This is a genomic window from Massilia timonae, from assembly GCF_001866515.1.
In the GTDB taxonomy this organism is placed as follows: Bacteria; Pseudomonadota; Gammaproteobacteria; order Burkholderiales; family Burkholderiaceae_D; genus Telluria; species Telluria timonae.
Genome location: NZ_JRYB01000001.1, coordinates 5,440,278 through 5,466,230 on the forward strand (window position 1 = coordinate 5,440,278; position 25,953 = coordinate 5,466,230).

Genomic DNA, 25,953 nt, shown 5'->3' on the forward strand with positions numbered 1-25,953 from the left:
CAGCATTAACTGCACGGTTTAATGCGGTGTCGTGCAAAGAACCGGAAAAACCTGTATAGTTCCGTTTGTGCGCTGCGACATCGCGCCCGCATCATGAACCTCATGAGCCGGTGACAGCAGCGTCAGCAGTACAACAAGCAGCTACGCAAACCCCAGGCAGCTCGATCAGAGCGCCTTTCCAAAGCCTCCCGCCTTGCGTGTCGTTTCCAGACACCGTCCCGGCGCAAAGCTTTTGTGCCGAAATTTCTTTCATTACTGAGTCATTTCGTTTGTCGGTTCGCGTTGCATTTTTACGTTCGCGCCACATGTGCGAACGTGCATGATTTATTCCGAAAGTAAAGAACACATGAGTTTTGAAGCACTAGGCCTGCACGCGTCCATCGTCCAGGCAGTGGCCGACACCGGCTATACCACCCCGACCCCGGTCCAGGCGCAAGCCATCCCCGCGGCCATCGCCCGCCGTGACCTGCTGGTCTCGTCGCAAACCGGTTCGGGCAAGACCGCGGCCTTCATGCTGCCGGCCCTGCACCACCTGGCGAACGCCGAGCCTGCTCCTGCCGGCAAGACGCCTGCGCAAGAAGCGCAGGCTGCCCGCGCACGCGGCGAACGCGTCCGTTTCAAGCCGGCCCAGCCGAAGATGCTGGTCCTGACCCCGACCCGCGAGCTGGCCCTGCAAGTGACCAGCAACACCGACAAGTACACGGCCCATATGCGCCGCGTGCGCTGCGTCTCGATCCTGGGCGGCATGCCCTACCCGAAGCAGATGCAACTGCTGGCCAAGAATCCTGAAATCCTGGTGGCGACGCCGGGCCGCCTGATCGACCACATGGAATCGGGCAAGATCGACTTCTCGCAGCTCGAGATCCTGGTGCTGGACGAAGCCGACCGCATGCTCGACATGGGCTTCATCGACGACATCGAGAAGATCGTCGCCGCCACGCCGTCGACCCGCCAGACCATGCTGTTCTCGGCGACCCTGGACGGCGTCGTGGGCAATATGGCGCGCCGCATCACCAGCGACCCGCTGACGATCCAGATCGCCAGCGCCACCAACCGCCACGAGAACATCGTGCAGCGCGTGCACTTTGTCGACGACCTGTCGCACAAGAACCGCCTGCTCGACCATCTGCTGCGCGACGAGACGCTGGACCAGGCCGTGGTGTTCACCGCCACCAAGCGCGACGCCGACATGATCGCCGACCGCCTGAACATCGCCGGCTTCGCCGCCGCCGCGCTGCATGGCGACATGCACCAGGGCGCCCGCAACCGCACGCTGGACAGCCTGCGCCGCGGCAGCGTCAAGGTGCTGGTCGCAACCGACGTCGCCGCGCGCGGCATCGACGTGCCGAACATTACCCACGTGGTGAACTACGACCTGCCGAAGTTCCCCGAGGACTACGTGCACCGCATCGGCCGCACCGGCCGCGCCGGCCGCAACGGCACCGCGATCTCGCTGGTCAACCACGCCGAGAACATGAACATCCGCCGCATCGAGCGCTTCACGCGCCAGCCGATCCCGGTCAACGTGATCGAAGGCTTCGAACCGAAGCGCGCGGCGGCGCCGCGTTCGGCCGCGCGTCCGGGCTGGAAGCCGGGCGACGGCCGCAACGGCAAGCCGGCCCAGCGCGGCTTCGGCAAGCCGTCGGGTCCGCGTGAGGGTGGCTACGAGCGCGGCTACGCCGATCGCGCGCCACGCGAAGGCTATGCGGCGCGTCCGCACGGCGACCGCCCAGCCGGCGAGAGCCGTTACGCCGATCGTGGCCCGCGCGAGGGTTACGCCCCGCGCCCACAAGGCGACCGTCCGGCCGCCGACCGTGCGCCACGCGACGGCAACCGCTTCGGCGGCCCGCGCGAAGGCCAGGGCCAGCGCCGCGAAGGCGGCTACAAGGGCGCCCACCCGCGCTCGATGGACGGCGCACGCCGTTCGTTCGGCGAATAAGCATGTCCCCGCGCAGGCGGGGATCCTGACTTGGCGTCAGTGAAAAACGGCTGCTTCGGCAGCCGTTTTTTTTATGGCGGATGCCCGGCCAAGCGCCGGCGTCCGACTTGCGCGATAATTCCACGATCAACGACAACCGGACATCCCATGAGCACCACCGACCAACCCATCAAACTCACCTCGTTCTCGCACGGCGGCGGCTGCGGCTGCAAGATCGCGCCCGGCGTGCTGGCCGAGATCCTCAAGTCGTCCGGCGGCTTCCCGCTGCCGAAGGAGCTGATGGTCGGGATCGAGACCTCGGACGACGCCGCGGTCTACCAGCTCAACGACGAGCAGGCGCTGGTCGCCACCACCGATTTCTTCATGCCGATCGTCGACGACCCGTTCGACTTCGGCCGCATCGCCGCCACCAATGCGATCTCGGACGTGTACGCGATGGGCGGCACCCCGATCATGGCGCTGGCGCTGGTCGGCATGCCGATCAACAAGCTGCCGCTCGAGACCATCGGCCGGATCCTGGAAGGCGGCGCGTCGATCTGCCGCGAAGCCGGCATCCCGATCGCCGGCGGCCACACGATCGATTCCGTCGAGCCGATCTATGGCCTGGTGGTGATGGGCCTGGTGCACCCTTCGAAGGTCAAGAAGAACAGCGCCGCCCGCGCCGGCGACGTGCTGGTGCTGGGCAAGCCCCTGGGCGTGGGCGTGCTGTCGGCCGCGCTCAAGAAGGGCGTGCTGGGCGAGGAAGGCTATGCGGCCATGATCGCCAACACCACCAAGCTGAACAAGCCGGGCCGCCTGCTGGCCGACATGCCGGGCGTGCACGCCATGACCGACGTCACCGGCTTTGGCCTCTTGGGCCACCTGCTCGAGATCGCGCGCGGCGCCCAGGTGCATGCGCAATTGGATATGCCGGCGATCCCGCTGCTGCCCGGCGTGCTGCAACTGGCGCACGACGGCTTCTTCACCGGCGCGTCAAACCGCAACTGGGAGGCCTATGGCAAGGACGTGCGGCTCGACGAGGCCTTGAGTCCGGCCCAGCGCGCGCTGCTGACCGATCCGCAAACCTCGGGCGGGCTGCTGGTGGCCTGCGATCCGGCCGCGGTCGACGACGTGCTGGCCCTGTTCGCGCGCGAAGGGTTCGCGGACGCGGCGGTGGTCGGCCGCGTCGACGCCGGCGCCGCCGGCGTCAGCGTTCGCGCCTGAACGCAGCGCTGAGGGCCGCGCCAGGCCCGGCCAGCTGGAACAGGCCGGGGTCCCTCCCCGGCTGCCCCAGCACGGGCGACAGGCGCAGCTCGGCGCCGTCGAGCACCAGGCGCGCGGACGGCCATTGCAGCAGGTTGTGGCGCGGCGCCACCCCACCGGCCGGCATCGAGACCAGCCAGCTCAATGCGCCCAGCCCGCGGTCGACCAGTCCGGCGCACCAGGCATGGCTGCCGTGCACCCCGACGCGGTAGCCCGCGGCGCCGCCCAGCGCGCTGCGCACCCCGGCCAGATAGTGCTTCAGGACGCCATCGATGTCGGCCGGCGTCGTGTCCTCGCCCAGGGCGAAATAGATCGCGCTGCCGGGCGGCTGTCCGGCCGCGCGGGCCAGGTGCAGGGCCTCGGCGCCATCGCGCAAGCCCTGCTGGCGCGTGAGCCGGTCGCGCGCCCCGCGTCCCTCCCATAGCGCGCCGATGCGCAGCCCGGCGCCGCACAGCCGCTGCGCCTCGCCGGAGTCGAGGTTGGTCGATGGATCGCGGCTGTAGCGCCGCATCACGAAGTCGATGCCGCGCCGGCGCAGCGACGCGGCGTGGGCCGCGATGGTAAACGGCGAATCGCAGCCGCGCAGCAGTCCCATGGTGCATCTCCCGAACAGTTTTTGCGTCCGATTGGTTTTGGGCAAGAACTTACTGTGCCATTCGGGGCGTGACCTCGGATTGACTGAGCGCAACGGCATGCTCAGCTTCCGCCATCGCTGCGACCGTCGCCACGCGCAAACAGCTTGTCGCGCGCCAGCCTGCTGATCGCCACCGTGGCCGGATGGCTCATGCGGCGCTCGGTCGTGATCGCATACACCTGCTCGACCACCGACTCGACCTGGCCCAGCGCGACCAGTCCATACTGGCTGGCGACCTGGGCCGCGATCACGCTCGGCGCGAAGAACACGCCGGCGCCCGAGCGGCCGAAGGCCTGGATCATCGCGCTGTCGTCGAACTCCCCCACCACGCGCGGATGCACGTCGCAGCGCTCGAGCCAGCGCAACAGGCGCTGGTGGATCGCGAAATCCTCGCCCGGCAACAGCAGCGGCGCATTGTGCAGGCAGGCCGGGAACGGCTGGTCGAAGCTGGCCGCCAGGGCCTCGGTGCAAAAGGCCGTCATCGGGCTCTCGCCCAGCAAGTGGTTATAGGCGCGCACGCTGAAGTGGCCCGGGATCGGACGGTCGGCGATGACCAGGTCGAGCCGGTGCACCGCCAGGTCGGCGATCAGGCTGTCGAGGCGCCCTTCGCGGCAGATCAGCTTGACGGGCTCTTTCAGCTTGAGCGCCGGTTCCACCAGGTCGAAGGCGATCAGCTTGGAGACCGAGTCGGCGCAGCCGACGCGGTAGGTGGTGGTGGCGAAGGCGTGGTCGCGCACCAGCTCGAGCAGCTCGTCGCCGGTATTGAAAATCTCTTCGGCATAGCTCACGATGCGGCGCCCGGTGTCGGTCAGTTCGAGCTTGCGCCCGACCCGGCGAAACAGCTCGACGCCCAGGCTGTCGGCGAATTCGGACAGCTGGCCCGAGATCGAGTGCGGGGTCAGGTGCAGCTGCTCGGCCGCCCTGGCGATGCTGCCGGTCTTCGCCACCATCCAGAAGTAGCGCAGGTGCTTGTAGTTGAGTGTCGACATGGCGCGCTCTCGTAAACATCGAAAAAACCGATGTTACATCAAATAAGATTCGATTTGTGCGATGTATCGGGGCGCTCTATAGTGGGGTTTTTATCATCAACCGGAGGACTGTCATGCCCCCTCGTCTCACTGCAAGTACAAGGAGTTACCGATGAACGGATTGGAAACCATCGCAAGCCCCATGATGTGGGCCGGCTTCGTCGGCTTCGTGCTCGTCATGCTGGCGCTCGACCTGTTCGTCTTCGGCGGCAACAAGGCGCACAAGGTCAGCGTCAAGGAAGCCGGCATCTGGTCGCTGGTCTGGGTCAGCCTGGCGCTGATCTTCAATGCCGCCCTGTACTTCTACCTGAAGGACACCGCCGGCCCCGAGATCGCGAGCCAGAAATCGCTCGAATTCTTCTCGGGCTACCTGATCGAGAAAGCGCTGTCGGTCGACAACGTGTTCGTGTTCCTGCTGATCTTCACCGCCTTCCAGGTGCCGCAGCAATACCAGCGCCGCGTCCTGATCTATGGCGTGCTGGGTGCGATCATCATGCGCGCCATCATGATCAGCGCCGGCGCCTGGGTCGTGAGCGAATTTTCCTGGGTGCTGTACCTGTTCGGCGCCTTCCTGCTGTTCACCGGTATCCGCATGCTGGTGGCGGTCGACGAAGAACCCGACGTGGCCAATAACCCGATCCTGAAGCTGGCGCGCAAGCACCTGCGCGTGGCCGAAGGCGACCATGGCGAGAAGTTCTTCGTGCGCAAGGACGGCCTGCGTTACGTGACGCCGCTGTTCCTGGTGCTGATCCTGATCGAGGTGACCGACCTGATCTTCGCGGTGGACTCGATCCCGGCGATCTTCGCGATCACGACCGACCCGTTCATCGTGTTCACGTCGAACATGTTCGCGATCCTGGGCCTGCGTGCGCTGTACTTCCTGCTGGTCGACGTGGCTGACCGCTTCCACCTGCTCAAGTATGGCCTGGCGATGGTCCTGACCTTCATCGGCGTCAAGATGCTGATCATGCCGTGGTACCACGTGCCGGTGCAGGCTTCGCTGACCGTCGTCGCAGTCTTGATCGCTGGTAGCTGCATCGCCAGCCTGATGATCAAGCCGAAGGACGAAGCGAAGTAAGAAGCAAGGAACGCCGCTAGCGCGAGGTCGACGATGTCAACCACGCGCCAGCGGCGGAATATCGCAAGTCGGCTGCGCCGGCGGCTCCCCGCCGCCGGCCTGCCCCACCCGCTCGTATTCGGCGATCACCTGGGCTCCCAGCAGCAGCAAGGTGGCGGCGATCTCCAGCGAGAACATCACCACGATCGCGGTCGTCATCGAGCCATACACCAGGTTCACCTGCGACAGCGTCGAGAAATACCAGACCAGCACGTGGCGCGCGATTTCCCACAGCAGCGCCGCCGTCGCGCCGCCGATGAAGGCATGCCAGATCGACAGCCGGCCCACCGGCATCACCAGGTAGATCGAGGTCAGCACCAGGATCTCGCCCGCCAGTCCCAGCAGGTACAGCAATATTCCCGACACCCCGCCCAGCGACCACTTGTAGTTGAACAGCCAGACGCTCTCGGACCCCATCACCTGCAGCGCGCCGGCGACCAGCGTTACCACCATGATGCCGATGCCCAGCGCCAGGATATAGCAATAAGGCAGCACGGCCGAGACCAGAAAATGGCGCCGCCGCACCGCGACCCGGTGCACGAAGATCACGCTCATCGCATTTTCCAGCACGGTAAACGCGAGCGAGCTGAAAAACAGCATGGTGAGCGCCAGCACCCAGGTCAGCAGCTGGCGGTCCTGCAGGAAGTTGGCGACCTCGGTCACGATCGGACGCGACTGGCCCGGCACCAGCAGCTCGAGATAGCGGCGCAAGGTGTCGAGCAGCTCCACCGGGTCGATGAAATGCGACAGCGCCACCACCACCAGCATCAGGAAGGGCACGATCGACAGCAGCGCGTAATAGGCGACGGCGCCGGCCAGCAGCAGGCCCTGGTTGGCGCGAAAGCCCCGCAGCACCTGCAGGGTGAACCTGAGGGGATGCGACAGGATGTAGATATTGGCGCGCTGGTCCTTCAGGCGCGCGCGCCAGTCACGCCGGCGGCTCATCTCGCCAGCCGGATGCCGGTGAACTGCCAGCGTGCGCCGGACGGGAAGAAGTTGCGGTAGCTGGCGCGCGCATGGCCCTCGGGCGTGGCGCAGGACGAGCCGCGCAGCACGTACTGGTTGACCATGAACTTGCCGTTGTATTCGCCGATGGCGCCCGGCGCCGGCGCATAGCCGGGATACGGCGCATAGCTGCTGCCCGTCCACTGCCAGCAGGCGCCGAACATCTGCTGCAGGCCGGCGCCGCTGGCCGCCGCCGGATGATGCACGGGCACTCCGCCCAGGCTCGACTGGCGCGCCGCGAATTCCCATTCCGCCTCGGTAGGCAAGCGTGCGCCGCACCAGCGCGCATAGGCGTCGGCCTCGTACAGCGAGACGTGGGTGACGGGACGCTCGGGGTCGAGCGGCTGCACGCCGTGCAGGGTGAACTCGTGCCAGCCATCCTCGTGCTCGATCCAGTACAAGGGCCGCGTGATCTCGCCCGAGCAGACGCGGTCCCACCCTTCCGCCAGCCACAGGCTCGGGTCGCGGTAGCCGCCGGCCTCGATGAAGGCGCGGTATTCGCCGTTGGTGACGAGGCGCGAGGCCAGCGCGAACGGCGCCACATAGGTGCGATGGCGCGGCAGCTCGTTGTCGAAGCAAAAGCCCGTGCCCTTGTGGCCGATCTCGGCCAGGCCGCCTTCGAAAGCCAGCCAGTCGAGCCGCGGCGCCGGCTCGGATGCCGCCAGCGGATCGGCCGCATAGGCCGGATACAGGGGATTTTGCGCCAGCAGGTGCTTGACGTCGGTGAGCATCAGCTCCTGGTGCTGCTGCTCGTGCTGCAGGCCTAGTTCCACCAGCGCCGCCAGCGCGTCGTCGATGCCGCGCGCCAGCAAGGTGTCCATGCGGCGGTCGACGTCGTGGCGGTAGGCTTTCACTTCGCCCAGCGACGGCCGCGTGAGCAGGCCGCGCTGCGGGCGCGGATGCTTGTCGCCGACGCCGTTGTAATAGGAGTTGAAAATGACCCGGAACGCCGGGTGGAACGGGGCGAAGCCCGGCTCGCGCGGTTCGAGGATGAAGGTCTCGAAGAACCAGGTGGTGTGCGCCAGGTGCCATTTGATCGGGCTGGCGTCGGGCATCGACTGCGCGCAGCAATCCTCGTCGGACAGCCTGTCCGCAAGGTGCAGCGAACGGCCGCGCACCCGGGCGAAGGTGCGCGGCAGGCCCTCGTCGCGCAGCATGTTCATGGGGAGATGGCCTGTGCGTGGATTACCGCGAACCAGCGCTGGGGATCGGTCCAGACGCGGGTCGCCTCGAAGCCCGAACGCTCCAGCAGCTTGATGGCGTCGGCCTGCTGGTATTTATAGCTGTTCTCGGTGTGGATGCAGTCGCCCGCCTCGAAGCGGCGCGCGCCGCCGCGCCAATGCACCTCTTGCGGCGTGCGCGCCTCGAGGTGCATCTCGATGCGTCCGCGCGCGGTGTTGTAGAAACCGTGGTGGCGCCACTGGCGGATGTCGAAGTCGGCGTCGACCAGCCGGTTCACATGGCGCAGGATGTTCAGGTTGAAGGCGGCGGTCACGCCGAGCGCGTCGTCGTAGGCGGCGTCGAGCGTGGCTTTATCCTTGGCCAGGTCGATGCCGATCAGGATGCCGCCGTCGGGCCCGCACTGCGCGCGCAGGCGCGCCAGGAAGGCCTGCGCATCCTCGGGCGTGAAATTGCCGAGCGACGAGCCGGGATAGAAGAACAGGCGGCGCTCGGCCCGCACCAGGTCGGGCAATTCGAAACGGTTCGAGAAATCCATGCCCAGCGCTTCCATCGCGATCTGCGGGAACCGCTGGCGCAGGCGCGCCAGGGCGTCATGCGTGAATTCGCTGGAGATGTCGACCGCCACGTATTGCGCCGGCTGCAGGAGCGGAAACAGCTTGGCCGCCTTGGCGCAGTTGCCGGCGCCGAGGTCGATCAGGGTGGTCCCAAGGCCGGCGACGCGCGCGATCTCGGCGCCGTGGCGCTCGAAGATCTCGGCCTCGGTGCGGGTCGGGTAATATTCGGGCAGTTCGCAGATGGCCTCGAACAGCTTGGAGCCGAGCGCGTCGTACAGGAATTTGGGCGAGATGCAGGCATCATCGGCGCGCAGGCCGGCGTGCAGCTCTTGCGCGTCGTGGGCGTTGGCAATGGCGGCCTGGCGCTCGTCGGATGTGCAGGTTGTCAGCATAAGGTTTATCATTCGTGCCGCCACGCCGCACCATGCGAGATGGCATATGAGGATGTCTTCTATCGTTGCTGTTTTTACCATCATAGCGGATTCCCCCGATTCGCTGTGCGCGCGACAATTCAAGCGTGCAGGGTTTGCCCTGCGACATTTCTAAGTTGAAATATGGATCAGCGACTTCATTGGGAGACCGTCTACCGCACCAAGGCGCCGGATGCGGTGAGCTGGTACGCCCCGCACCTGGACACCTCGCTCGCCCTGATCGAGCGCAGCGCCGGCGCGCCCTCGGCCGCCATCATCGACGTCGGCGGCGGCGAAGCCACGCTGGTCGACGACCTGCTGGCGCGCGGCTACACCGACGTGTCGGTGCTGGACATCTCGGCCGAGGCGATCCGCGTCGCCCGCGCGCGCCTGGGCGCCCAGGCCGCCCGGGCCCAGTGGCTGGTGGGAGACATCACGAAGGCCGAGCTGCCGGAACGGCGCTACGACGTCTGGCACGACCGCGCCGTGTTCCACTTCCTGCTCGAACCCGCGCACAGGGCGGCCTACGTGCGCCAGGTGGCGCGCGCCATGCGCCCGGGCGGCAGCGTGATCGTCGCCACCTTCGGCCCCGAGGGACCCACCAAATGCAGCGGCCTGGACATCGTGCGCTATGACGCCGAAGGCTTGCACGACGAGTTCGGCCCGGCCTTCCGCCTGGTCGAAAGCCGCACCGAACTGCACCGGACGCCGTTCGGCACGACCCAGCAATTCGTCTATTGTTTTTGCCGGGTGGAATGATCGGCCTTTATAATTCGTATTCCATCCCGATTAACCATCAATAAACAACACCATGACCATGTCCCTTCGCCGTCACGTCCTGAAAACCCTGTGCGCAGCTGTTGCCGGCACGATGCTGATCGCAGGCGCCGCAAGCGCCCAGAGCAATGGCGTGCTGCGCGTCTCGGCCATCCCCGACGAAGCGCCGACCGAACTGCAGCGCAAGTTCAAGCCGCTGGGCGAATACCTGGCCAAGGCCACCGGCCTGAAGGTCGAGTTCACCCCGGTGACCGATTACGCCGCCTCGGTCGAAGGCCTGATCAACCGCAAGATCGACATGGTCTGGTTCGGCGGCTTCACCTTCGTGCAAGCCAATGTGCGCAGCAAGGGCCAGGTGACCCCGCTGGTGCAGCGCGAGGAAGACGAGAAATTCCGCTCGGTCTTCATCACCACCGTGCCTGGCATCACCAAGCTGGAAGACCTGAAGGGCAAGACCCTGGCCTTCGGTTCGGAATCGTCGACCTCGGGCCACCTGATGCCGCGTTCCTTCCTGTTGCAAGCCAAGATCAACCCGGACACCGACCTGAAGCGCATCGCCTTCTCGGGCGCGCATGACGCGACCGTGGCGGCCGTGGCCGGCGGCAAGGTCGATGCCGGCGCGCTGAACATCTCGGTCTGGGAAAAGCTGGTCGAGAGCAAGAAGGTCGATCCGAAGCAGGTGCGCGTGTTCTACACCACCCCGGGCTACTTCGACTACAACTGGACCGTGCGCACCGACATGGACCCGGCGCTCAAGAAAAAAATCCTTGATGCCTTCCTGGCGCTGGACGGCTCGACCGCCGAAGGCAAGCAGATCCTCGACCTGCAGCGCGCGACGAAATTCGTGCCGACCAGGACCGCCAACTATGGCGCGATCGAAGCCGCCGCACGCAATGCGGGCCTGCTGAAGTAATCCGGGAAAGCGATTCACCATGGCGACCTACCGCCTGCGCGGCCTGACCGTGCGCCACCTGGCCGGCAGCCGCGCGCCGGCCCTGCACGCGCTCGACCTCACGATCCGCGCCGGCGAGCAGGTCGCCCTGATCGGCCCTTCCGGGGCCGGCAAGACCACCCTGCTGTCCACCCTCGCCTGCGCCCACCGGCCGGCCGAGGGCGCCCTGGAGATCTTCGGCCAGGATCCCTGGCGGCTGAACGGGGCCGAGCGCCACCACCTGCGCTCGCGCCTGTTCCTGGCGCCGCAGGCGCCGCCCCTGCCGCCGCGCCAGCGCGTGGTGGCGGCGGTGCTGGCCGCGCGCCTGCCGCACTGGTCGCTGTGGCAGGCCCTGGCCTCGCTGGTGCGTCCGCAGGATCCCGACGCCGCGCATGCCGCGCTGGCGCGTTTTTCGCTGGGCGACAAGCTGTATGCGCGGGTCGACCGCCTGTCGGGCGGCGAACGCCAGCGCTGCGGCCTGGCGCGCCTGCTGCTCTCGAACGCCGAAGCGCTGCTGGTCGACGAGCCGATCTCCGCGCTCGACCCGGCGCTGGCGCGCCACACCCTGGCCACGCTGCGCCAGGAAGCGCAGGCGCGCAACGCCACCCTGGTGTGCAGCCTGCACCAGGTCGACCTGGCGCGCGAGCAGTTCGCGCGCCTGGTCGGCCTGCGCGACGGCCGCATCGTGTTCGACGCGGCGCGCGAAGACGTCAGCGACGCCATGATCGCCGAGCTGTATGCCAACGAGCAGGTCGAGCCGGCGCCCGCCGCCGTCCACGACACACCTGGCCAGATCGCCGTCGGCGCCTGCTTCTGATGAACGACAGTGCAGTTCTTCACCGCGATCCCGCGTGGCGCACGCGCGTCACCTGGGCCGCGATCTTCGTCGTCCTGCTGTACCCGCTGCTGGCCGGCGCCGAATTCAAGCCCTGGCTGCTGTTCGACGCGCAAAGCCTGCGCGCGGCCGGGATGTTCCTGTCCGATTTCCTCGTCCCCGCCGTCGAGCCGGAATTCCTGGCGATGGTGCTGCGCGAGACCTGGCAGACGGTGGCGATCGCCACCGCCGGCCTCACGCTGGCCTTGCTGGTGGCGGTTCCCGCCACCTTCGTCATCACCGAGCGGCTGTCGATCTCGCGCCTGGGCACCGGCCGCGTGCATCCGTTCGCGGCGCTGGTGCGCCAGGGCCTGCGCTGGATCCTGATGGTGTTGCGCTCGGTGCCCGAACTCGTGTGGGCGCTGCTGTTCGTGCGCATCGTCGGCCTGGGGCCGACCGCCGGCGTGCTGGCGATCGCCCTGTCGTACAGCGGCATGCTGGCCAAGGTGTATGCCGAGATCCTCGAGTCGAGCGACGCCCATGCCACCGACGCCCTGCTCGCAAATGGCAGTGCGCGCCTGCCGGCGCTCTTGTATGGCGCCCTGCCCGATTCGAGCGCCGAACTTGTGTCGTATACCGTGTACCGCTGGGAGTGCGCGATCCGCGGCTCGGCGGTGATGGGCTTCGTCGGCGCCGGCGGCCTGGGCCAGCGCCTGGACGAATCGACCAAGATGATGGCCGGCGCCGAAGTCGCCACCATGCTGATCGTGTTCGTGCTGCTGGTGGCGGCGGCCGACCTGGTGTCGAAGATGCTGCGCCGGAGGCTGGGATGAAGCAATCGACCTTGCCTCCAGCGCCGCCACGCGACCTCACGACCTGGCTGATCCTGCTTGGCCTGCTGGCCCTGGTCGTGGCCAGCTTCGCCTCGCTGCCGCTGCAATGGAGCGCCTTCTTCACCGCCGAGGCGATCGATTCAGCCCGCGAATTCCTGGCCGGCTTCGCGCCACCCGAGACCGGCACGCCCTTCCTGCTCAAGACCCTGGGCGCGTTGTGGGAGACGCTGGCCATGTCGGCCATCGGCACCCTGCTCGCCGCCGCCGTCGGCCTGCCGCTGGCGCTGGCCGGCGCCGGACGCCTGGGCCGCGCGGCGCGGCTCGTGACGCGCCTGGTGCTCAATGTGCTGCGCTCGATTCCCGAACTGGTGTGGGCCGCGGTGCTGCTGGTGCTGGCCGGCCTGGGGCCGATGGCCGGCACCCTGGCGCTGGCTGCGCACACGGCCGGGGTGCTGGGACGGCTGTTCGCCGACGCCCTGGAAAACGTCGAGCCGCATGCCGAGCAGACCCTGCGCACCAACGGCGCGCGCCCGCTGGCGGCCTTCCTGTACGCTACGCTGCCCCAGGCGCTGCCGCAGATGCTGTCGTACACGCTGTACCGCTGGGAGAACAATATTCGCGCGGCGGCGGTGCTGGGCGTGGTCGGGGCCGGCGGCCTGGGCCAGATGCTCAAGTACCACCTGTCGCTGTTCCAGATGCCCAGCGCGGCCACCGTGGTGATCGCGATGCTGGTGCTGGTGGCCCTGGTCGATGCGGCCAGCTACCTGCTCCGGCGTGCCCTCACCCGCTAGACCCTCGCTAGATCCATATCGTCCACATGCTCGAACTCGACCAGCTCACCAAATCCTACGGCGGCCGCACGGTGCTCGCCCAGCTGTCGCATGTGTTCCAGGCTGGCGAGTTCGTGGCGATCATGGGCGAATCGGGCGTCGGCAAGTCCACCCTGCTCAACCTCATCGCCGGCCTCGACGCGCCGGACGCCGGCCAGGTGATCGTGGACGGCGCGCCGATGTCCAGCCTCGACGACGACGCCGCCACCCGCCTGCGGCGCACCCGCATGGGCTTCATCTTCCAGGCTTTCCACGTGCTGCCGCACCTGACCCTGCGCCAGAACGTGGCGCTGCCGCTGCTGCTCAACAAGGAGTCCGGCGCGCGCGCGGAGGAACGCGTCACCGCGATGCTGGAAGCCGTCGGGCTAGGAGGACGGGGCGACGATTTCCCGCGCCAGCTGTCGGGCGGCGAACTGCAGCGGGTGGCGATCGCGCGCGCCCTGGTGCACCGCCCGGCCCTGCTGCTGGCGGACGAGCCGACCGGCAATCTTGACCCGGAAACGGCCGACGTGATCCTCCAGCTCTTGCGCCATGAGACCCGCGCCCACGGCGCCGGCGCCATCATGGTCACCCACTCCCACGCCGCGGCCGCCATGGCCGACAAGGTCTTGCTGCTCACCCATTCCGGCCTGAAATTAGCATAAGTTCCTGGAAGAAACGCACAATTGCGCCATTTTTAGTTAAATTTCGCGAATCGTGCGCAACATAATCGTAGTAATATCACAACGACCCGCCGCGATAAAGCGAATACAACAGGCGAGGCTATTTTTCCAGAACGGTCGATCTGTCTTGAATCATGTTTTCATATTGGAGAATCGACATGAGCGTACGACAGAAAAAACAGGAAATGCTCGAGGCCATGCATCGAGCGCGGGCGCTCGAGCCCTCGAGTTTCGTGCCCAACAAATTGCTCGACACCCTGATCGAGCGCCTGCAGCTGAAGAACGACGCGGAGCTGTGCCGCGTGCTCGAAGTGCAGCCGCCGATCATCAGCAAGATCCGCCACCGCAAACTCAACGTCGGCGCAACCATCCTGCTGCGCATGCACGAGAAGTCGAACATCCCGATCCGCGAACTCAAGGAATTGACGAGCGCGTCGGCGATCCACTAGCGCTCAGTCCTGGGCCGGCGGACGCCCGGTCTTGAGCTGTGGCAGCGCGCCCAGCACGCTCTGCAGGGTGGCCACGTCGAGCTGCCCCAGCAGGGCCACACCAATGCGCAGCAGTTCGCTCTTCTTGACGTCGATGCCTGCCCGCAAGCAGGCCTGCTTGACTTCGAGCAGCACCGCGTATTCGCGCTCGGGCATGGTGAAGCTGTCGCGCACCAGCACCGGACGCGCATCCTGGACCGGCGCGCGCAGCGCCAACTTGGGCGCCGGCACGGGCGCCTTGGCGGCCGGCCTCCTGGCCGGCGGGTTCGCGAGCGCCCTGGCGGCCGACTTGACCGCCGTCCTGAGCCCGCCCTTTGCCGTTGCGGCCTTGGCGGCAGGCTTGGCGGCAGGCTTGACCACGGGCTTGGCCGCGGTCTTGGCGCTGGTCTTGGCCGCCGTTGTTGGACTGGCGCTCTTCGCCCTGGGGCGCTGCGCGCGCGCTGCCGCTGGTTCGGGCGCGGCGGCCGGCTTGCGTGGCATGGGTGCTGCTCCATCGTTGAAAGGGCAAATAGTATAAACGATTTAGCCGCTTCCCGCAGGATGCCGTACATACCGCGCGCTTGCTGCCGCCGGCGCCGATCGGTGTCACAATACGGTCTCCACAGGAGCGGCCTTCTATTTTTCAGAAGTATTCATTCTGTAAACTCCGCTTTTATGGGAATGCATCCTGTATTATTCTTTCGAGCGGACAACTCTGCTGTAAACTCCGCGCGACGTAGAAATTTTTTGAGGAAAACGTGATTCAACCCGGGCCAGTATGCGCAACAAAGCTCATTTGATCCTGCCGGTGCTGTTCGCCATCGCCCTGGCCTTCTTGTTGCAACATTTTCTCGGCTCGATCGCCTGGGCCGGCCTGCTGGCGGTGATCACCTGGCCGTTGCACCAGCGCCTGCTGCGACGCGGCTGGGCGCCGCTGGCCAGCGCCAGCTTCATGCTGCTGCTCCTGGTGGTCAGCTTCGTCGGGCCGTCGGTGCTGCTGTTCCACACCCTCACCTACGAGCTGGCCAGCCTGCAGCGCATGCTCATCAGCTTCAACCAGACCGGGGTGCCGGTGCCGAGCTGGCTGGCCAACCTGCCGCTGGTGGCCGAACCCGCCGTCAAGTGGTGGCTCGAGCACCTCGCCGTGCCAGGCGGGCTGAACGCCCTGGTGCGCACCACGGTGGGCGACTTCATGCCGCACCTGACCGATACCGCGCGCGTCTGGGGTTCCACGATCCTGGCCAACGCCCTGTACCTGTTCCTCACCCTGCTCACGCTGTTCGTGCTGTACGTGCACGGCTCCAGCGTCATGCACTACATCGACCGCGCCGGCGCGCGCCTGTTGCCCGACCAGTACACCAAGCTGCGGCGCGTGCTGCCGCTGTCGGTGCGCGGCACCGCGCTGGGACTGGGTTCGATCGCGATCCTGGAAGGTATCGTGCTGGGCGTGGCCTACTGGGTGGCGGGCGCCCCGGCCCCGGTGCTGCTGGGCGTGATTACCGGCTACCTGGCCCTGATCCCGGGCGGCGCGCCGCTGTCGTTCACGATGGTCTCGCTGCTGCTGTTCGGCCAGGGCCATTCGGCCGAGGCGCTGGGCCTGTTCACCTGGGGCGCGGTCGAGCTGTTCCTGGTCGATAAATTCATCCGCCCGAAACTGATCGGGCAGCGCGTCAACCTGCCCTTCCTGGCGGTGCTGTTCGGCCTCCTGGGCGGCGTCTCGACCCTGGGCGTGATCGGCCTGTTCGTCGGCCCGCTGATGATGGCGATCCTGTTCGGCTGGCTGCGCGACGAGCCGCCGGGCACGGCGCACCTGGTGGCGCCACCCGCGCCCCCGGCTGCAGCCGGGTCAGGCGACGCCGAGCGGGTGGGTTAGCGAATTCATCGCCGCGGCGCGCAGGTGCAGGTCCCACAGCGCGCCCACGCGCAGGCCGGCCTGCACCGCGACCAGCTCGGCGATGTCGAGTTCTTCCATCAATCCGATCAGGATCGCCAGCCCGCCCGGCAAGTGCGAGACGCGTTCGGCCGGCGCATAGGCCAGGCGCACCCGCGCCACGTGGCCAAGTTCGATGAAATCGGCGCGCAGGCGCTCGAGGCCGGACCGGGACAGCATGCCTTGCGGCTCGCCCCTCGATTGGGCGATCTCGGCCAGCGCGCGCACGGCGCCGCAGGCGCCATAGGCCCGCTCCCAGCGCTGGGCGCCCAGCCTGGCCTCGGCGAAGCGGCTGCAGCTCGAACGCACCGCGGCGTCGAAGGCGGCGCTGTCGAGCCGGCCGTCGGCAAAGAAGGTCAGGCTCTGGCGCACGGCGCCGATGGCGAAGGTTTCGATGCGCCGGATGGCGGCGCCCTGGCCCAGCACCAGCTCGGTCGCGCCACTGCCGACATCGACCACCAGGCGCGCAGCGTCCTGCCCCCCGAGCGTGGTCGCCACGCCCAGGTACACCAGGCGGCCGACCTCGTCGCCGGCGATCAGCTCGACCGGCCGGCCCAGCGCCTTGCCGGCCGCAGGCAGGAACAAAGCCGCATTGCGCGCCATGCGCAGGGCCGAGGTCGCCACCACGCGCACCGCCTGCGGATGCCAGGCGTCGAGCACGCCGCGAAAACCCTCCAGGCATGCCAGTGCGCGGCGCATGGCGGACGTGCAGAGCATGCCGTCCTCGTCGAGCGTCGCGGCCAGCCGGACCGGCTCGGCCATGGTGGCGACCAGGCGCAGCGCGCCGTCCTCCACATGCCCGACATGCAGGCGGAAGCTGTCCGAGCCCAGCTCGACGGCGGCGTAGATGGGTGATTCGATCGTTGAGGCTTGCATGGCGCGTCCTTTGAACAGGCCGCAGCATAAGCCTCGCGCGTGACATGCGCGTGACGGCGCGCCGCATCGCGGCGCGCGCGTACTTACTTTAGGCGGCTCACACCTCGGCCAGCGTCTCGCTGGCCAGCTCCACCCGGTTGCGTCCCGCTACCCTGGCCCGCTGCAGGGCCTCGTCGGCGCGCTGGAACAGGGTCGTGGTGCTGTCCTCGGGGCGGATGATGGTCACGCCGAAGCTGGCGGTCAGCTTGATCATCGCGCGCTCGCCCTTGAACGGGGTCGACTCGATCGCGGCGCGGATGCGCTCGGCCACCAGCGCCGCCTCCGTGAGGTTGGTGCGCGGCAGCAGGAGCGCGAACTCGACGCCGACCACCCTGCCCAGCTGGTCGCTGTCGCGCAACTGGCGCCGGCACAGCTCGACCATCTGGCGCAGCACGACGTCGCCGGCCGGGTGGCCGTAGCTGTCGTTGACGCGCTTGAAACCGTCCGGATCGAACACCACCAGCGCGGTCGGCAGGCCGGGACGGCGCGCCAGCGCCATCCACGGCGCCAACAGCTGGAAGAAGCCGCGCCGGTTCGGGGCATCGGTCAGCGGATCGATCACCTCGGCGCGCTCGAGCGCGTCCTGCAGGCGCTCGCGCGTCAGCAGCAGCACGCCGAAGGCATTGCCGAGCATGAGCAGGTACAGGGCGCCGCTGGACAGCTGGCCCAGCAGCTCGCTCGTCAGCCAGCCCCAGCCGCCCGGCAACAACAGCACCGACAGGCCGCGCGCGGCCACCACCAGGGCCAGCGCCATGCTGGCCAGCGCCAGGAAGCGCTGCAGCAGGCTGACGTCGCGCCAGCGCCAGCTCAATGCCAGCGCGCCCGAGAAATAGAAGCCGCCCAGCAGCAGCGAGGCCGCCACGGCGCGCAAGGCTTCCTCGTCGATCAGGTAGCACAGGAAGAAAGCCAGGATCGCGAGGCCGCCGGCGATCATGGTCGGGGTGCGCCAGGCACGCCGCCGCGCCGCCTCCCACGAGGCGCCGCCCTCGACCGCCACGCCGGCGAACAGCAAGGCGTAGCCGCCCGGCACCGCGATCGCAGCCGGCACCACGCCGGCGTCGCCCAGGGCCAGCAGCAGCCAGGCGCCGCCCTGGATCTGTTTCGACAGGCTCCACAGCACCAGCGCCGGCGAGCGGTTCGGACCGTGATTGAAAAAGGTCAGCAGCGCGCACAGGGTCAGATTGCCCAATGCCAGTACCAGGACCATGGTCGACGCGTCCAGCATCATTGTGTCAGTACTCATGTTCGACGTTCAGGGTGCCGTCGCCGACCTTGCTGGCCCAGGCGCGGGTGAAATAGTCCCGCTCCGCTTCCAGGGGCGGTTCGTGCCAGAACACGATCAGGGTGCCCTTGTGATCGTGCAGCTGCGTGACTTTATCGACGAAGCCGCCATTGCCCGATCCCTCGGCCAGCGCCGTCGCGTAGCCATACACGCGCTGCAGCCGTTCGAGCCGGTCCGGCTCGGCCACGGCATTGGTCGCGGTCATGGTGGGATGGTCCAGGAACATGGGCTCTCCATCGAAGCGGCCAGCTTATCAGAAGAAGATGCTTTGCAACAAGCCAACTCTTCCGCCTCGACGTTGCTCCTGGACATCAACGCGTTTGCCGGCGTCAGCCGGCGAAGCGGCTGAACACCTCGCGGATGGCCAGGCCGCCGCCGCCGATCAGGACGGCGAAATACAGGATCGTCAGGACATTGCTGACGTGGCCCAGCAGGATGCACAGGCCGTCGCGCTGCAGCAGGCCGATGGCGAGGAACAGGATGGCCACCGCCGGGAAGGTATTGCTGAAAGGAATCAGACCGAACGGCATCATCAGCAGCACGGCGCCCAGGATCAGGGCCGCATTATTGAAGAAGGCGACCGGGCCGGCCGCCACCAGCCACTGGATGCGGTTTGGACGGCTGACGCGCTCGAGCTTCTTGAGCCAGGACAGCGCCTTGCGCAGCAGCGGGCGCAGCTTGCGGGTGCCGATCACGCGGTGCGACAGTTTCGACGGGATCCACAGGTCGCGCCCGAACAGGCGGCTGACGCTGATGAGCAGGATGGCGGCGCCGAACACGGTGCTCACGCCGGGAATCGAGATCGGGATCAGGAACACCAGGGTCAGCAGGGTTACCAGGATCAGCAAGCCGTCGTTGCCGACGCGGTGGATCAATTCGCTGAGCGTGATGCCGGTGCGCGGCATGTCGCGCACCAGGGAGCGCAGGCGCTGGGAAACCGGTTCACTATACATTGTGTTCATGTCGTCCTGAAATCTTGGGTTGTGCGGAACGACGCCTGGGCCGGGCCAGCGCGTCGGTGCGACAGTATAGCCGGGCCCGACCCAGGCGGCTAACGCTCGCGCAAGAGCTTGAACTGCCGCGCCTGGCGGTGATGGCCGGCGACCGACTGCTTGATGTACCGCGTCAGCGCGTCGCCGGTGAGCGAGAACGGATACAGGCCGGCGCGCGCCCGTTTTTCGGCGAACTCCGGGCTGGCCTCCATATTGTCGAACGCCTTCACCCAGCGCCGGTAGTCGGCCTCGCGCACGTCCGGCCCCATCCACACGCCGCGGATCACGGGCCAGACCACGTCATAACCCTGCTCGCGCGCGGTCTTCACGCCGGACAGCGCGCCCGGCAGGCGCCGCTCGGACAGCACCGCCAGCACCCTCACACGGCCGTCGCCGGTATAGAGCAAGGCCTCGGAGGTGTCGCCCGACACCGCCTGCACGTGGTTTTCCTGCATCGCGATGAACTGCTCGCCGCCGCCCTCGAGCGCGACGAAGCGCATCTTGCGCGGATCGATGCCGGCCATCTGTGCCAGCAGCGCCATCTTGATCCAGTCCTGGCTCCCGACCGTGCCGGACATGCCGATCAAGACTTTTTTAGGATCGCGCTTCAGGGCGTGCAACAGGTCGTCGAGCGACTGCCAGGGCGAATCGGCGCGCACCGCGATCATGCCGTAGTCGGCGCCGAACGCCGCCACCCAGCGCACGTCGTCGACGTCGGCGTCGCCGAACTTGCCCAGCGCGAGGTTGAGCACCGAACCGCCGGAAAAGGTGACCAGGGTGTTCGCTTCGGCGCGGCGCTGCGACACCATCGTGTGCCAGGCCACGGCGCCGACGCCGCCCGGCAGGTAGCTCAGCTGCAGCTCGGGCGCGCCGCTCTGACCGTGCAGGGCCTTCTGGGCCAGCTTGCAGGTCAGGTCCATCCCGCCGCCGGGCTTGGACGGGATCAGGCATTCGGCCTCGCGCGGCTGGGCGCCGCCGGGCGCGGCCAGCGCCAGGCCCAGGATGACGAGGAAGGTGTGCACGAATCTCATGGGACGCATGATAGCGCCATGCCGGCGGCGGTGGCGGACCGGCTCAGAAACGGTGCTGCATGCCGGCCGTGATGCCGGTCTGGGTCGTGCCGAAACCGGGGTCGTCGCGCGACAGGCCGACCAGTTGGCCGTGGTCGGCTTTCGCGTGCGCGGCCGACAGGTAGAGCGTGGTGCGCTTGGACAGCGCCAGCATGCCGCGCACGACGAACATCGTCGGGTCGGCGTCCTCGACGGCCGGCACGTCCTTCGTGTTGACGTGGTAGACGGCGCCGGTCAGGGTCACGTTATCGATCGTGCGCGAGATCCCGCCCCAATAGGTGTCGGCGCGCAGGTCGGCGCCCGCCCTTCCCGCGTCGAGCTCGAAACCGCGCATGCCGGCCGTGTAGCGCCATTTGCCCGTCTGGTAATCCGCCGCCAGGTGGTAGGCGGTGGTCTCGTCGCGCGCGGGCACGCCGGCGACGGCGTTGCCGTTGATCTGCTCATAGGCGGCCATCAAGCCAAGGCCGCCTTCGCCGAACCACGACCCGCCCAGCGCCAGCTTGCGGCCTTCGGCCAGGCTGCCCGAGCGCTCGCCCAGGCCGACCGTGGCGCCATAGGTGAAGCCGCCGCTCTTGCCGGTGTACTTGACCAGGTTGTCGAACTGGGTCGTCATGCCATATTTCGACGGCCCGGTGGCGCTGGCGCCGGTGGCCCAGGAATAATTGGGGGCGAAGCCCAGCGGATCGAACTTGATCACCAGTTCATAGGTGGTGGTGAACGAGCGGCCGATGACGAGGCGGCCGAGCGAGCCGTCCAGGCCGACCCAGGCCTGGCGCTTGAACACGGCGCCATCGCTTTCACCGGTATCCATCAGGAGGCCGCCTTCGAGCTGCCAGATCGCTTTCAGGCCGCCGCCGAGGTCTTCGCTGCCGCGAAAGCCCCAGCGCGAGGTGTTCTTGCCTCCCGAGATCACGCGCACCATGTTTCCGCCATCCTCGGCGGCATGGTTGACGTATTCGACGCCGGCGTCGATCAGGCCGTAGACCTGGACGTTGCTCTGGGCGTGGACGGAATGGTTCAGGGAAAGCGCTGCCAGGACGGCGAGCGCGAGGGCCGACTGCTTCATGATGTCTCCGAATCTTATATGTTTGTATTGCTTTATTCGACCGACTATATGCGCGGCTACCTTTCAGTTCGCTTTCAGTCCCGGCTCCGCTTTCGTACCGGATGAACCAGCTGCCAACCATCACCGCGTGGACGGCGGAGCCGACTCGGCGTCCCCGTCCCCCCTACCGCCGCCGGGCCTTTGCGCTTACACTGGCGCGATGAGAATCCTGCTAGTTGAAGACCACGTCGAGCTGTCGCACTGGGTGTCGAAGGCGCTGCGCGACGCCCACCTCACCGTCGAATGCGCCAGCACCGGCGCCGATGCCGACGCCCTGCTGCACACCCAGGACTATGCGCTGGTGATCCTGGACCTGACCCTGCCACGCATGGACGGCCTGGACGTGCTGCGCCGCCTGCGCGCCCGCGGCGGCGCGCGCGCAAACACGCCGGTGCTGATCCTGACCGCGCGCGGCGGCCTGGAAGACAAGGTGCAGGGGCTGAACCTGGGCGCCGACGACTACCTGGCCAAACCGTTCGAGCTGGCCGAACTCGAAGCGCGCGTGAAGGCGCTGCTGCGCCGGCGCAGCGGCAACGAGGCGCTGGTGCACCGCTGCGGCCAGCTCGCCTTCGACACCGTGTCGCGCATGTTTTCCTACTGCGGCGAGCCGCTGGCGCTGACGCCGCGCGAGCACGCGGTGCTCGAAGCGCTGATCGCCAGGCCGGGCCGCGCGCTATCGAAGGAAAAACTGTTCCAGGAAGTGTTCGCCCTGAGCGACGACGCCAATCTCGACGCCATCGAGCTGTACATCCACCGCATCCGCAAGAAGCTCGAGCGGCCCGGGGGCGACGCCGCCATCGTCACCCTGCGCGGCATCGGCTACCTGATGCAAGAAAAACCCGCCTGAGGCCATGGGCCAGCGCATCTCCCTGCTGCAACGCGCCGCGGCCCGGCCGCTCGGCAGCCTGCGCCAGCAGCTGCTGCGCTGGCTGATCCTGCCGCTGGTGGCGCTGGTCGCGCTCAATGCGGTGTCGCTGTACCGCGACGCGCTGGAAGCGGCCGACGTGGCCTACGACCGCTCGCTGCTGTCGTCCACCCGCGCGCTGGCCGAGCGCGTGACGGTCAAGGACGGCAAGGTGGTGGCCAACGTTCCCTATGTGGCGCTGGACAGCTTCGAGACCGACACCCTGGGCCGCATCTACTACAAGGTCACCGGCCTGGATGGCGAGACCGTCAGCGGCTACGACGACCTGCCGCCGGTGCCGGCGGGCGTGCCGCGCAGCGACCTGTATCCGGCCCTGGTGCGCTTCTACCACGCCAGCTACAACGGCGAACCGGTGCGCATCGCGGCCCTGCTGCAGCCGGTCTACGACGATTCGATGCGCGGCATCGCTTTGATCCAGGTCGGCGAGACCCTCGACGCGCGCAACGCCCTGTCGCGCGACATCCTCCTGAATACCCTGCTGCGCCAGGCCGTGCTGGTGCTGGCGGTGGCGGCGCTGGTGTGGTTCGCGGTGCGGCTGGTGCTGCGGCCCCTGATGCGGCTCAAGAACGAGGTCGAGACGCGCCCGCTGTCCGACCTGTCGACCATCGACCAGGCCCTGGTGCACAAGGAGGTGCGGCCGCTGGTGGCGGCCATGAACGGCACCATGGCGCGCATGCAGGACCTGATCGCCAGCCAGCGCCGCTTCATCGCCGACGCCTCGCACCAGCTGCGCACCCCGCTCGCGGTGCTCAAGACCCAGGCCGCGCTGGCCCTGCGCGAAAACGATCCGGCCGCGATGCGCGCCATCGTCGCTTCGATCGCCGGCACCACCGACTCGGCGATCCACCTGGCCAACCGCCTCCTGGTGCTGGCGCGCATCGAGCATGGCGGCGGCGGAGAACAGGCGCAGCCGGTGACGCTGGCGCTCGTGGCGCGCCAGGTGGGACTGGAGCTGGCCCTGCCGGCGGTGCAGAAGGACATCGACCTGGCGCTCGACGTCGAGGCCAACGCCGACACCACGGTCGTCGGACGGGAATTGCTGCTGCACGAACTGGTGGCGAACCTGGTCGACAACGCGATCCGCTACACGCCCGCCGGCGGCAGCGTGCTGCTGTGGATGGGACGGCGCGACGAACGTGTCGTGCTGGCGGTGAGCGACAGCGGTCCCGGCATTCCTGACGCCGAATACGACAAGGTCCTGATGCCGTTCTACCGCGCCCAGTCCACGCTGGAAGCCAATCCCGGCGGCACCGGGCTGGGCCTGGCGATCGTGCGCGACGTCGCCAGCCTGCACGGCGCCGCCCTGAAGCTCGGGCGCGCGGATGCCGGCGGCTTGAAAGTCGAGGTGATCTTCGATGCGCCGCGCGCTGAAAGCTGATTGAAAGCTTGCGCGGCCTATAGTTGGCGAAAACGGGGCACTACCCCATTCACGACAACGATCGGAGACATCATGAAGCAGCCGGCTTTCGCGCGCGCCGCGCATCCACGCCATCCCGTGGCGCTATCCCCTACCCTCCGCGGAGCATGACATGCTGACCATCCTCGCCTATTCGATGGTCGTCGTCTTCATGTTCCTGATCATGACCAAGCGCCTGCCGGCGTTGGTCGCGCTGATCGTCGTGCCGATCGCCTTCGGCCTGATCGGCGGCTTCGGCGCCGGCCTCGGCCCGATGATGCTGGAAGGGATCCGCTCGCTGGCCCCCACCGGCGTCATGCTGATGTTCGCCATCCTGTATTTCGGCATCATGATCGACGCCGGCCTGTTCGACCCGATCGTACGCATCATCCTCAAGCTGGTGCAGGGCGACCCGATGAAGATCGTGGTCGGCACCGCGGCGCTGGCGATGTTCATCTCGCTCGACGGCGACGGCGCCACCACCTACATGATCACGGTGTCGGCCATGCTGCCGCTGTACATGCGCCTGGGGATGAGCCGCCTGACGATGGCCTGCGTGATCATGCTGGCCGGCGGCGTGATGAACATCCTGCCCTGGGGCGGCCCGACGGCGCGCGCCGCCACCGCGCTGGGCGTGGACGTGAGCGACATCTTCGTGCCGATGATCCTGCCGATGGCGGTCACCGCCGTGTGGGTGATGTTCGTGGCCTGGGTGCTGGGCATGCGCGAACGCAAGCGCCTGGGCACCGTGAGCCTGCCGGGCCAGGCCAGCGTCAAGAAGCCGGCGACCGTCCTGCAACCGGCCTTCCCCGAACTCGCGGTGGCCGGCGCCATGAACGGCACCACCGGCCAGTGGAGCGCCGCACCGGGCGCCGCTGCGCACGGAGGCAATGTGCACGCCTTCTCCACCGGCCGCATCGAAGCGCAGCCCGGCGCGGCCGTCGGCCCGGACGGCTCGGGCGGCTCGGGCGGTGGCGACGAACCGCCGGTCGGCGTGTCCTCGCCCGACACCGCGCGCCCCAGGCTGATCTGGTGAACTTCCTGCTGACCGTGGCGCTGCTGGTGCTGCTGGTGCTGGGCGCCCTGCCGCTGCCGGTGCTGTTCATGATCTTCTTCGCGATCGCCATCACCGTGAACTATCCGAGCCTGGAAGCGCAAAAGGCGCGCATCGAGGCGCATGCGGCGAACGTGCTGCCGGTGGTGTCGCTGATCTTCGCGGCCGGCATCTTCGTCGGCATCCTGCAGGGCACCAAGATGGTCGACGCCATCGCCCTGAGCGTGATCGCGGCGGTGCCGGAGTGGATGGGGCCGTATCTCGCCATCGTCACCGGCATCCTGAGCATTCCGTTCACCTTCTTCATCTCGAACGACGCCTTCTATTTCGGCGTGGTGCCGGTGCTGGCCAAGGCCGCCGAGGTGTATGGCATCACGGCGGCGGAAATCGGCCGCGCCTCGGTCATCGGCCAGCCGGTGCACCTGCTCAGCCCCCTGGTCGCCTCCACCTACCTGCTGGTCGGCATGTGCAAGGTCGAATTCGGCGACCACCAGCGCTATACCCTGATCTGGTCGATCTCGGCCTCGCTGGTGATGCTGGTCGCCGCCGTCATCTTCGGCGTCGTGCCGCTGATGGGGTCGAGCGCCTGATGTCATTTTCCGAAATGGATGCGATGGCGACTGCGCCCGGCCTGGCGACGGCTTGTGCATCCTCGAAATAGGGGCGACGCTTTTGCCTGTTGTTAGTTGCGCTCAGCAACGAGCCGATCAAGGCAAGGCCGCCCCCGAAAGACCGCCTCGTTAGTCCGCCGACGGCAGACACGTCCAACTTCTTCTCGAGCACCTTCAATCCGGTCGATGTTTGATCGTTCGCGTCCCTCGCCTCGGCGTTCGCTGCTGCAATCGCTTGGAATGCTCAA

The 25,953-nt window shown here is 67.6% G+C and carries 26 protein-coding genes and 1 pseudogene; 15 read left to right on the forward strand and 12 right to left on the reverse strand.

What is annotated here, in order from left to right; translation table 11 throughout:
* The first annotated feature begins 346 nt into the window (after window positions 1-346).
* Entirely contained in the window at window positions 347-1,939 is a 1,593-nt protein-coding gene (locus tag LO55_RS23135; RefSeq protein ID WP_071363264.1) for a DEAD/DEAH box helicase, read from the forward strand.
* A gap of 147 nt (window positions 1,940-2,086) precedes the next feature.
* Window positions 2,087-3,142: a selenide, water dikinase SelD gene (gene selD / locus LO55_RS23140; RefSeq protein ID WP_071363265.1), complete on the forward strand. Its 1,056-nt coding sequence runs from the start codon at window positions 2,087-2,089 to the stop codon at window positions 3,140-3,142.
* Here selD and LO55_RS23145 read toward each other — a convergent pair.
* Window positions 3,126-3,776 carry a glycoside hydrolase domain-containing protein gene (locus LO55_RS23145; protein WP_071363266.1) on the reverse strand — a complete coding sequence of 217 codons (651 nt, stop codon included), beginning with the start codon at window positions 3,774-3,776 and terminating at the stop codon, window positions 3,126-3,128. The genes selD and LO55_RS23145 overlap by 17 nt on opposite strands.
* A gap of 101 nt (window positions 3,777-3,877) precedes the next feature.
* Complete coding sequence (gene nhaR / locus LO55_RS23150; RefSeq protein WP_071363267.1) at window positions 3,878-4,804, reverse strand: transcriptional activator NhaR; 927 nt, start codon at window positions 4,802-4,804, stop codon at window positions 3,878-3,880.
* A gap of 151 nt (window positions 4,805-4,955) precedes the next feature.
* Here nhaR and LO55_RS23155 point away from each other — a divergent pair, with 151 nt between their 5' ends.
* On the forward strand, window positions 4,956-5,921 hold the full coding sequence (locus tag LO55_RS23155; protein ID WP_071363268.1) for a TerC family protein: 966 nt from the start codon (window positions 4,956-4,958) through the stop codon (window positions 5,919-5,921).
* 36 nt (window positions 5,922-5,957) lie between these two features.
* On the opposite strand, the gene LO55_RS23160 is transcribed toward LO55_RS23155, so the two are convergent.
* The 3 genes from LO55_RS23160 to egtD are packed head-to-tail and all read right to left on the reverse strand — an operon-like array spanning window position 5,958 to window position 9,093.
* A complete protein-coding gene (locus LO55_RS23160) occupies window positions 5,958-6,905 on the reverse strand; it encodes a YihY/virulence factor BrkB family protein (RefSeq protein WP_071363269.1) in 948 nt (315 codons plus the stop codon).
* Window positions 6,902-8,128 carry an ergothioneine biosynthesis protein EgtB gene (gene egtB, locus LO55_RS23165; protein WP_071363270.1) on the reverse strand — a complete coding sequence of 409 codons (1,227 nt, stop codon included), beginning with the start codon at window positions 8,126-8,128 and terminating at the stop codon, window positions 6,902-6,904. Before egtB ends, LO55_RS23160 begins: the two co-directional genes overlap by 4 nt.
* Window positions 8,125-9,093, reverse strand: a complete 969-nt coding sequence (egtD, locus tag LO55_RS23170; protein WP_229410219.1) for an L-histidine N(alpha)-methyltransferase — start codon at window positions 9,091-9,093, stop codon at window positions 8,125-8,127. Before egtD ends, egtB begins: the two co-directional genes overlap by 4 nt.
* A gap of 162 nt (window positions 9,094-9,255) precedes the next feature.
* Here egtD and LO55_RS23175 point away from each other — a divergent pair, with 162 nt between their 5' ends.
* From LO55_RS23175 to LO55_RS23205, 7 genes are all read left to right on the forward strand, one after another.
* Entirely contained in the window at window positions 9,256-9,870 is a 615-nt protein-coding gene (locus LO55_RS23175) for a class I SAM-dependent methyltransferase (RefSeq protein WP_071363271.1), read from the forward strand.
* Window positions 9,871-9,922: 52 nt separating this feature from the next.
* Entirely contained in the window at window positions 9,923-10,801 is an 879-nt protein-coding gene (locus LO55_RS23180) for a putative selenate ABC transporter substrate-binding protein (protein WP_071363272.1), read from the forward strand.
* Window positions 10,802-10,820: 19 nt separating this feature from the next.
* Window positions 10,821-11,636 (forward strand): phosphonate ABC transporter ATP-binding protein, encoded by an 816-nt coding sequence (locus tag LO55_RS23185; RefSeq protein ID WP_071363273.1) that lies wholly within the window; start codon window positions 10,821-10,823, stop codon window positions 11,634-11,636.
* Entirely contained in the window at window positions 11,636-12,466 is an 831-nt protein-coding gene (locus LO55_RS23190) for a PhnE/PtxC family ABC transporter permease (RefSeq protein WP_071363274.1), read from the forward strand. The genes LO55_RS23185 and LO55_RS23190 overlap by 1 nt, the downstream gene beginning before the upstream one ends.
* Complete coding sequence (gene phnE / locus LO55_RS23195; protein WP_071363275.1) at window positions 12,463-13,257, forward strand: phosphonate ABC transporter, permease protein PhnE; 795 nt, start codon at window positions 12,463-12,465, stop codon at window positions 13,255-13,257. Before LO55_RS23190 ends, phnE begins: the two co-directional genes overlap by 4 nt.
* A 26-nt stretch (window positions 13,258-13,283) precedes the next feature.
* A complete protein-coding gene (locus LO55_RS23200; RefSeq protein WP_005669663.1) occupies window positions 13,284-13,940 on the forward strand; it encodes an ABC transporter ATP-binding protein in 657 nt (218 codons plus the stop codon).
* Window positions 13,941-14,116: 176 nt separating this feature from the next.
* Window positions 14,117-14,407, forward strand: coding sequence for a hypothetical protein (locus LO55_RS23205; protein WP_005669661.1), 291 nt, complete (start codon window positions 14,117-14,119; stop codon window positions 14,405-14,407).
* Between the two features lie 3 nt (window positions 14,408-14,410).
* On the opposite strand, the gene LO55_RS23210 is transcribed toward LO55_RS23205, so the two are convergent.
* Entirely contained in the window at window positions 14,411-14,926 is a 516-nt protein-coding gene (locus LO55_RS23210; protein WP_071363276.1) for a hypothetical protein, read from the reverse strand.
* 277 nt (window positions 14,927-15,203) lie between these two features.
* Between LO55_RS23210 and LO55_RS23215 the strand changes: the two genes are divergently transcribed.
* Window positions 15,204-16,298: an AI-2E family transporter gene (locus LO55_RS23215; protein ID WP_005669658.1), complete on the forward strand. Its 1,095-nt coding sequence runs from the start codon at window positions 15,204-15,206 to the stop codon at window positions 16,296-16,298.
* On the opposite strand, the gene LO55_RS23220 is transcribed toward LO55_RS23215, so the two are convergent.
* The 6 genes from LO55_RS23220 to LO55_RS23245 all read right to left on the reverse strand — a co-directional run bounded on the left by LO55_RS23220 (window position 16,272) and on the right by LO55_RS23245 (window position 21,680).
* Window positions 16,272-17,231 (reverse strand): Ppx/GppA phosphatase family protein, encoded by a 960-nt coding sequence (locus tag LO55_RS23220; protein WP_071363277.1) that lies wholly within the window; start codon window positions 17,229-17,231, stop codon window positions 16,272-16,274. The two genes, LO55_RS23215 and LO55_RS23220, sit on opposite strands and share 27 nt — an antisense overlap.
* Window positions 17,232-17,328: 97 nt before the next feature.
* Window positions 17,329-18,513, reverse strand: coding sequence for a GGDEF domain-containing protein (locus LO55_RS23225; RefSeq protein ID WP_229410220.1), 1,185 nt, complete (start codon window positions 18,511-18,513; stop codon window positions 17,329-17,331).
* The gene (locus LO55_RS23230; RefSeq protein WP_005669652.1) at window positions 18,503-18,778 is read right to left on the reverse strand and encodes a hypothetical protein; all 276 of its coding nucleotides are present in this window, start codon (window positions 18,776-18,778) and stop codon (window positions 18,503-18,505) included. Before LO55_RS23230 ends, LO55_RS23225 begins: the two co-directional genes overlap by 11 nt.
* Before the next feature lie 103 nt (window positions 18,779-18,881).
* Window positions 18,882-19,514: an exopolysaccharide biosynthesis protein gene (locus tag LO55_RS23235; RefSeq protein ID WP_071363279.1), complete on the reverse strand. Its 633-nt coding sequence runs from the start codon at window positions 19,512-19,514 to the stop codon at window positions 18,882-18,884.
* Window positions 19,515-19,603: 89 nt separating this feature from the next.
* Entirely contained in the window at window positions 19,604-20,584 is a 981-nt protein-coding gene (locus LO55_RS23240; RefSeq protein WP_071363280.1) for a Bug family tripartite tricarboxylate transporter substrate binding protein, read from the reverse strand.
* Between the two features lie 34 nt (window positions 20,585-20,618).
* A complete protein-coding gene (locus LO55_RS23245) occupies window positions 20,619-21,680 on the reverse strand; it encodes a porin (protein ID WP_071363281.1) in 1,062 nt (353 codons plus the stop codon).
* A 199-nt stretch (window positions 21,681-21,879) separates the two neighbouring features.
* Between LO55_RS23245 and LO55_RS23250 the strand changes: the two genes are divergently transcribed.
* The 4 genes and pseudogenes from LO55_RS23250 to LO55_RS27440 all read left to right on the forward strand — a co-directional run bounded on the left by LO55_RS23250 (window position 21,880) and on the right by LO55_RS27440 (window position 25,684).
* On the forward strand, window positions 21,880-22,566 hold the full coding sequence (locus tag LO55_RS23250) for a response regulator (RefSeq protein ID WP_071363282.1): 687 nt from the start codon (window positions 21,880-21,882) through the stop codon (window positions 22,564-22,566).
* A gap of 4 nt (window positions 22,567-22,570) precedes the next feature.
* Window positions 22,571-24,022 (forward strand): sensor histidine kinase, encoded by a 1,452-nt coding sequence (locus LO55_RS23255; protein ID WP_071363283.1) that lies wholly within the window; start codon window positions 22,571-22,573, stop codon window positions 24,020-24,022.
* A 151-nt stretch (window positions 24,023-24,173) separates the two neighbouring features.
* A pseudogene (locus LO55_RS27435) lies at window positions 24,174-24,807 on the forward strand (citrate:proton symporter); the annotation flags it as partial.
* A gap of 85 nt (window positions 24,808-24,892) precedes the next feature.
* Window positions 24,893-25,684 (forward strand): citrate:proton symporter, encoded by a 792-nt coding sequence (locus tag LO55_RS27440; protein ID WP_441293281.1) that lies wholly within the window; start codon window positions 24,893-24,895, stop codon window positions 25,682-25,684.
* Window positions 25,685-25,953 lie beyond the last annotated feature (269 nt).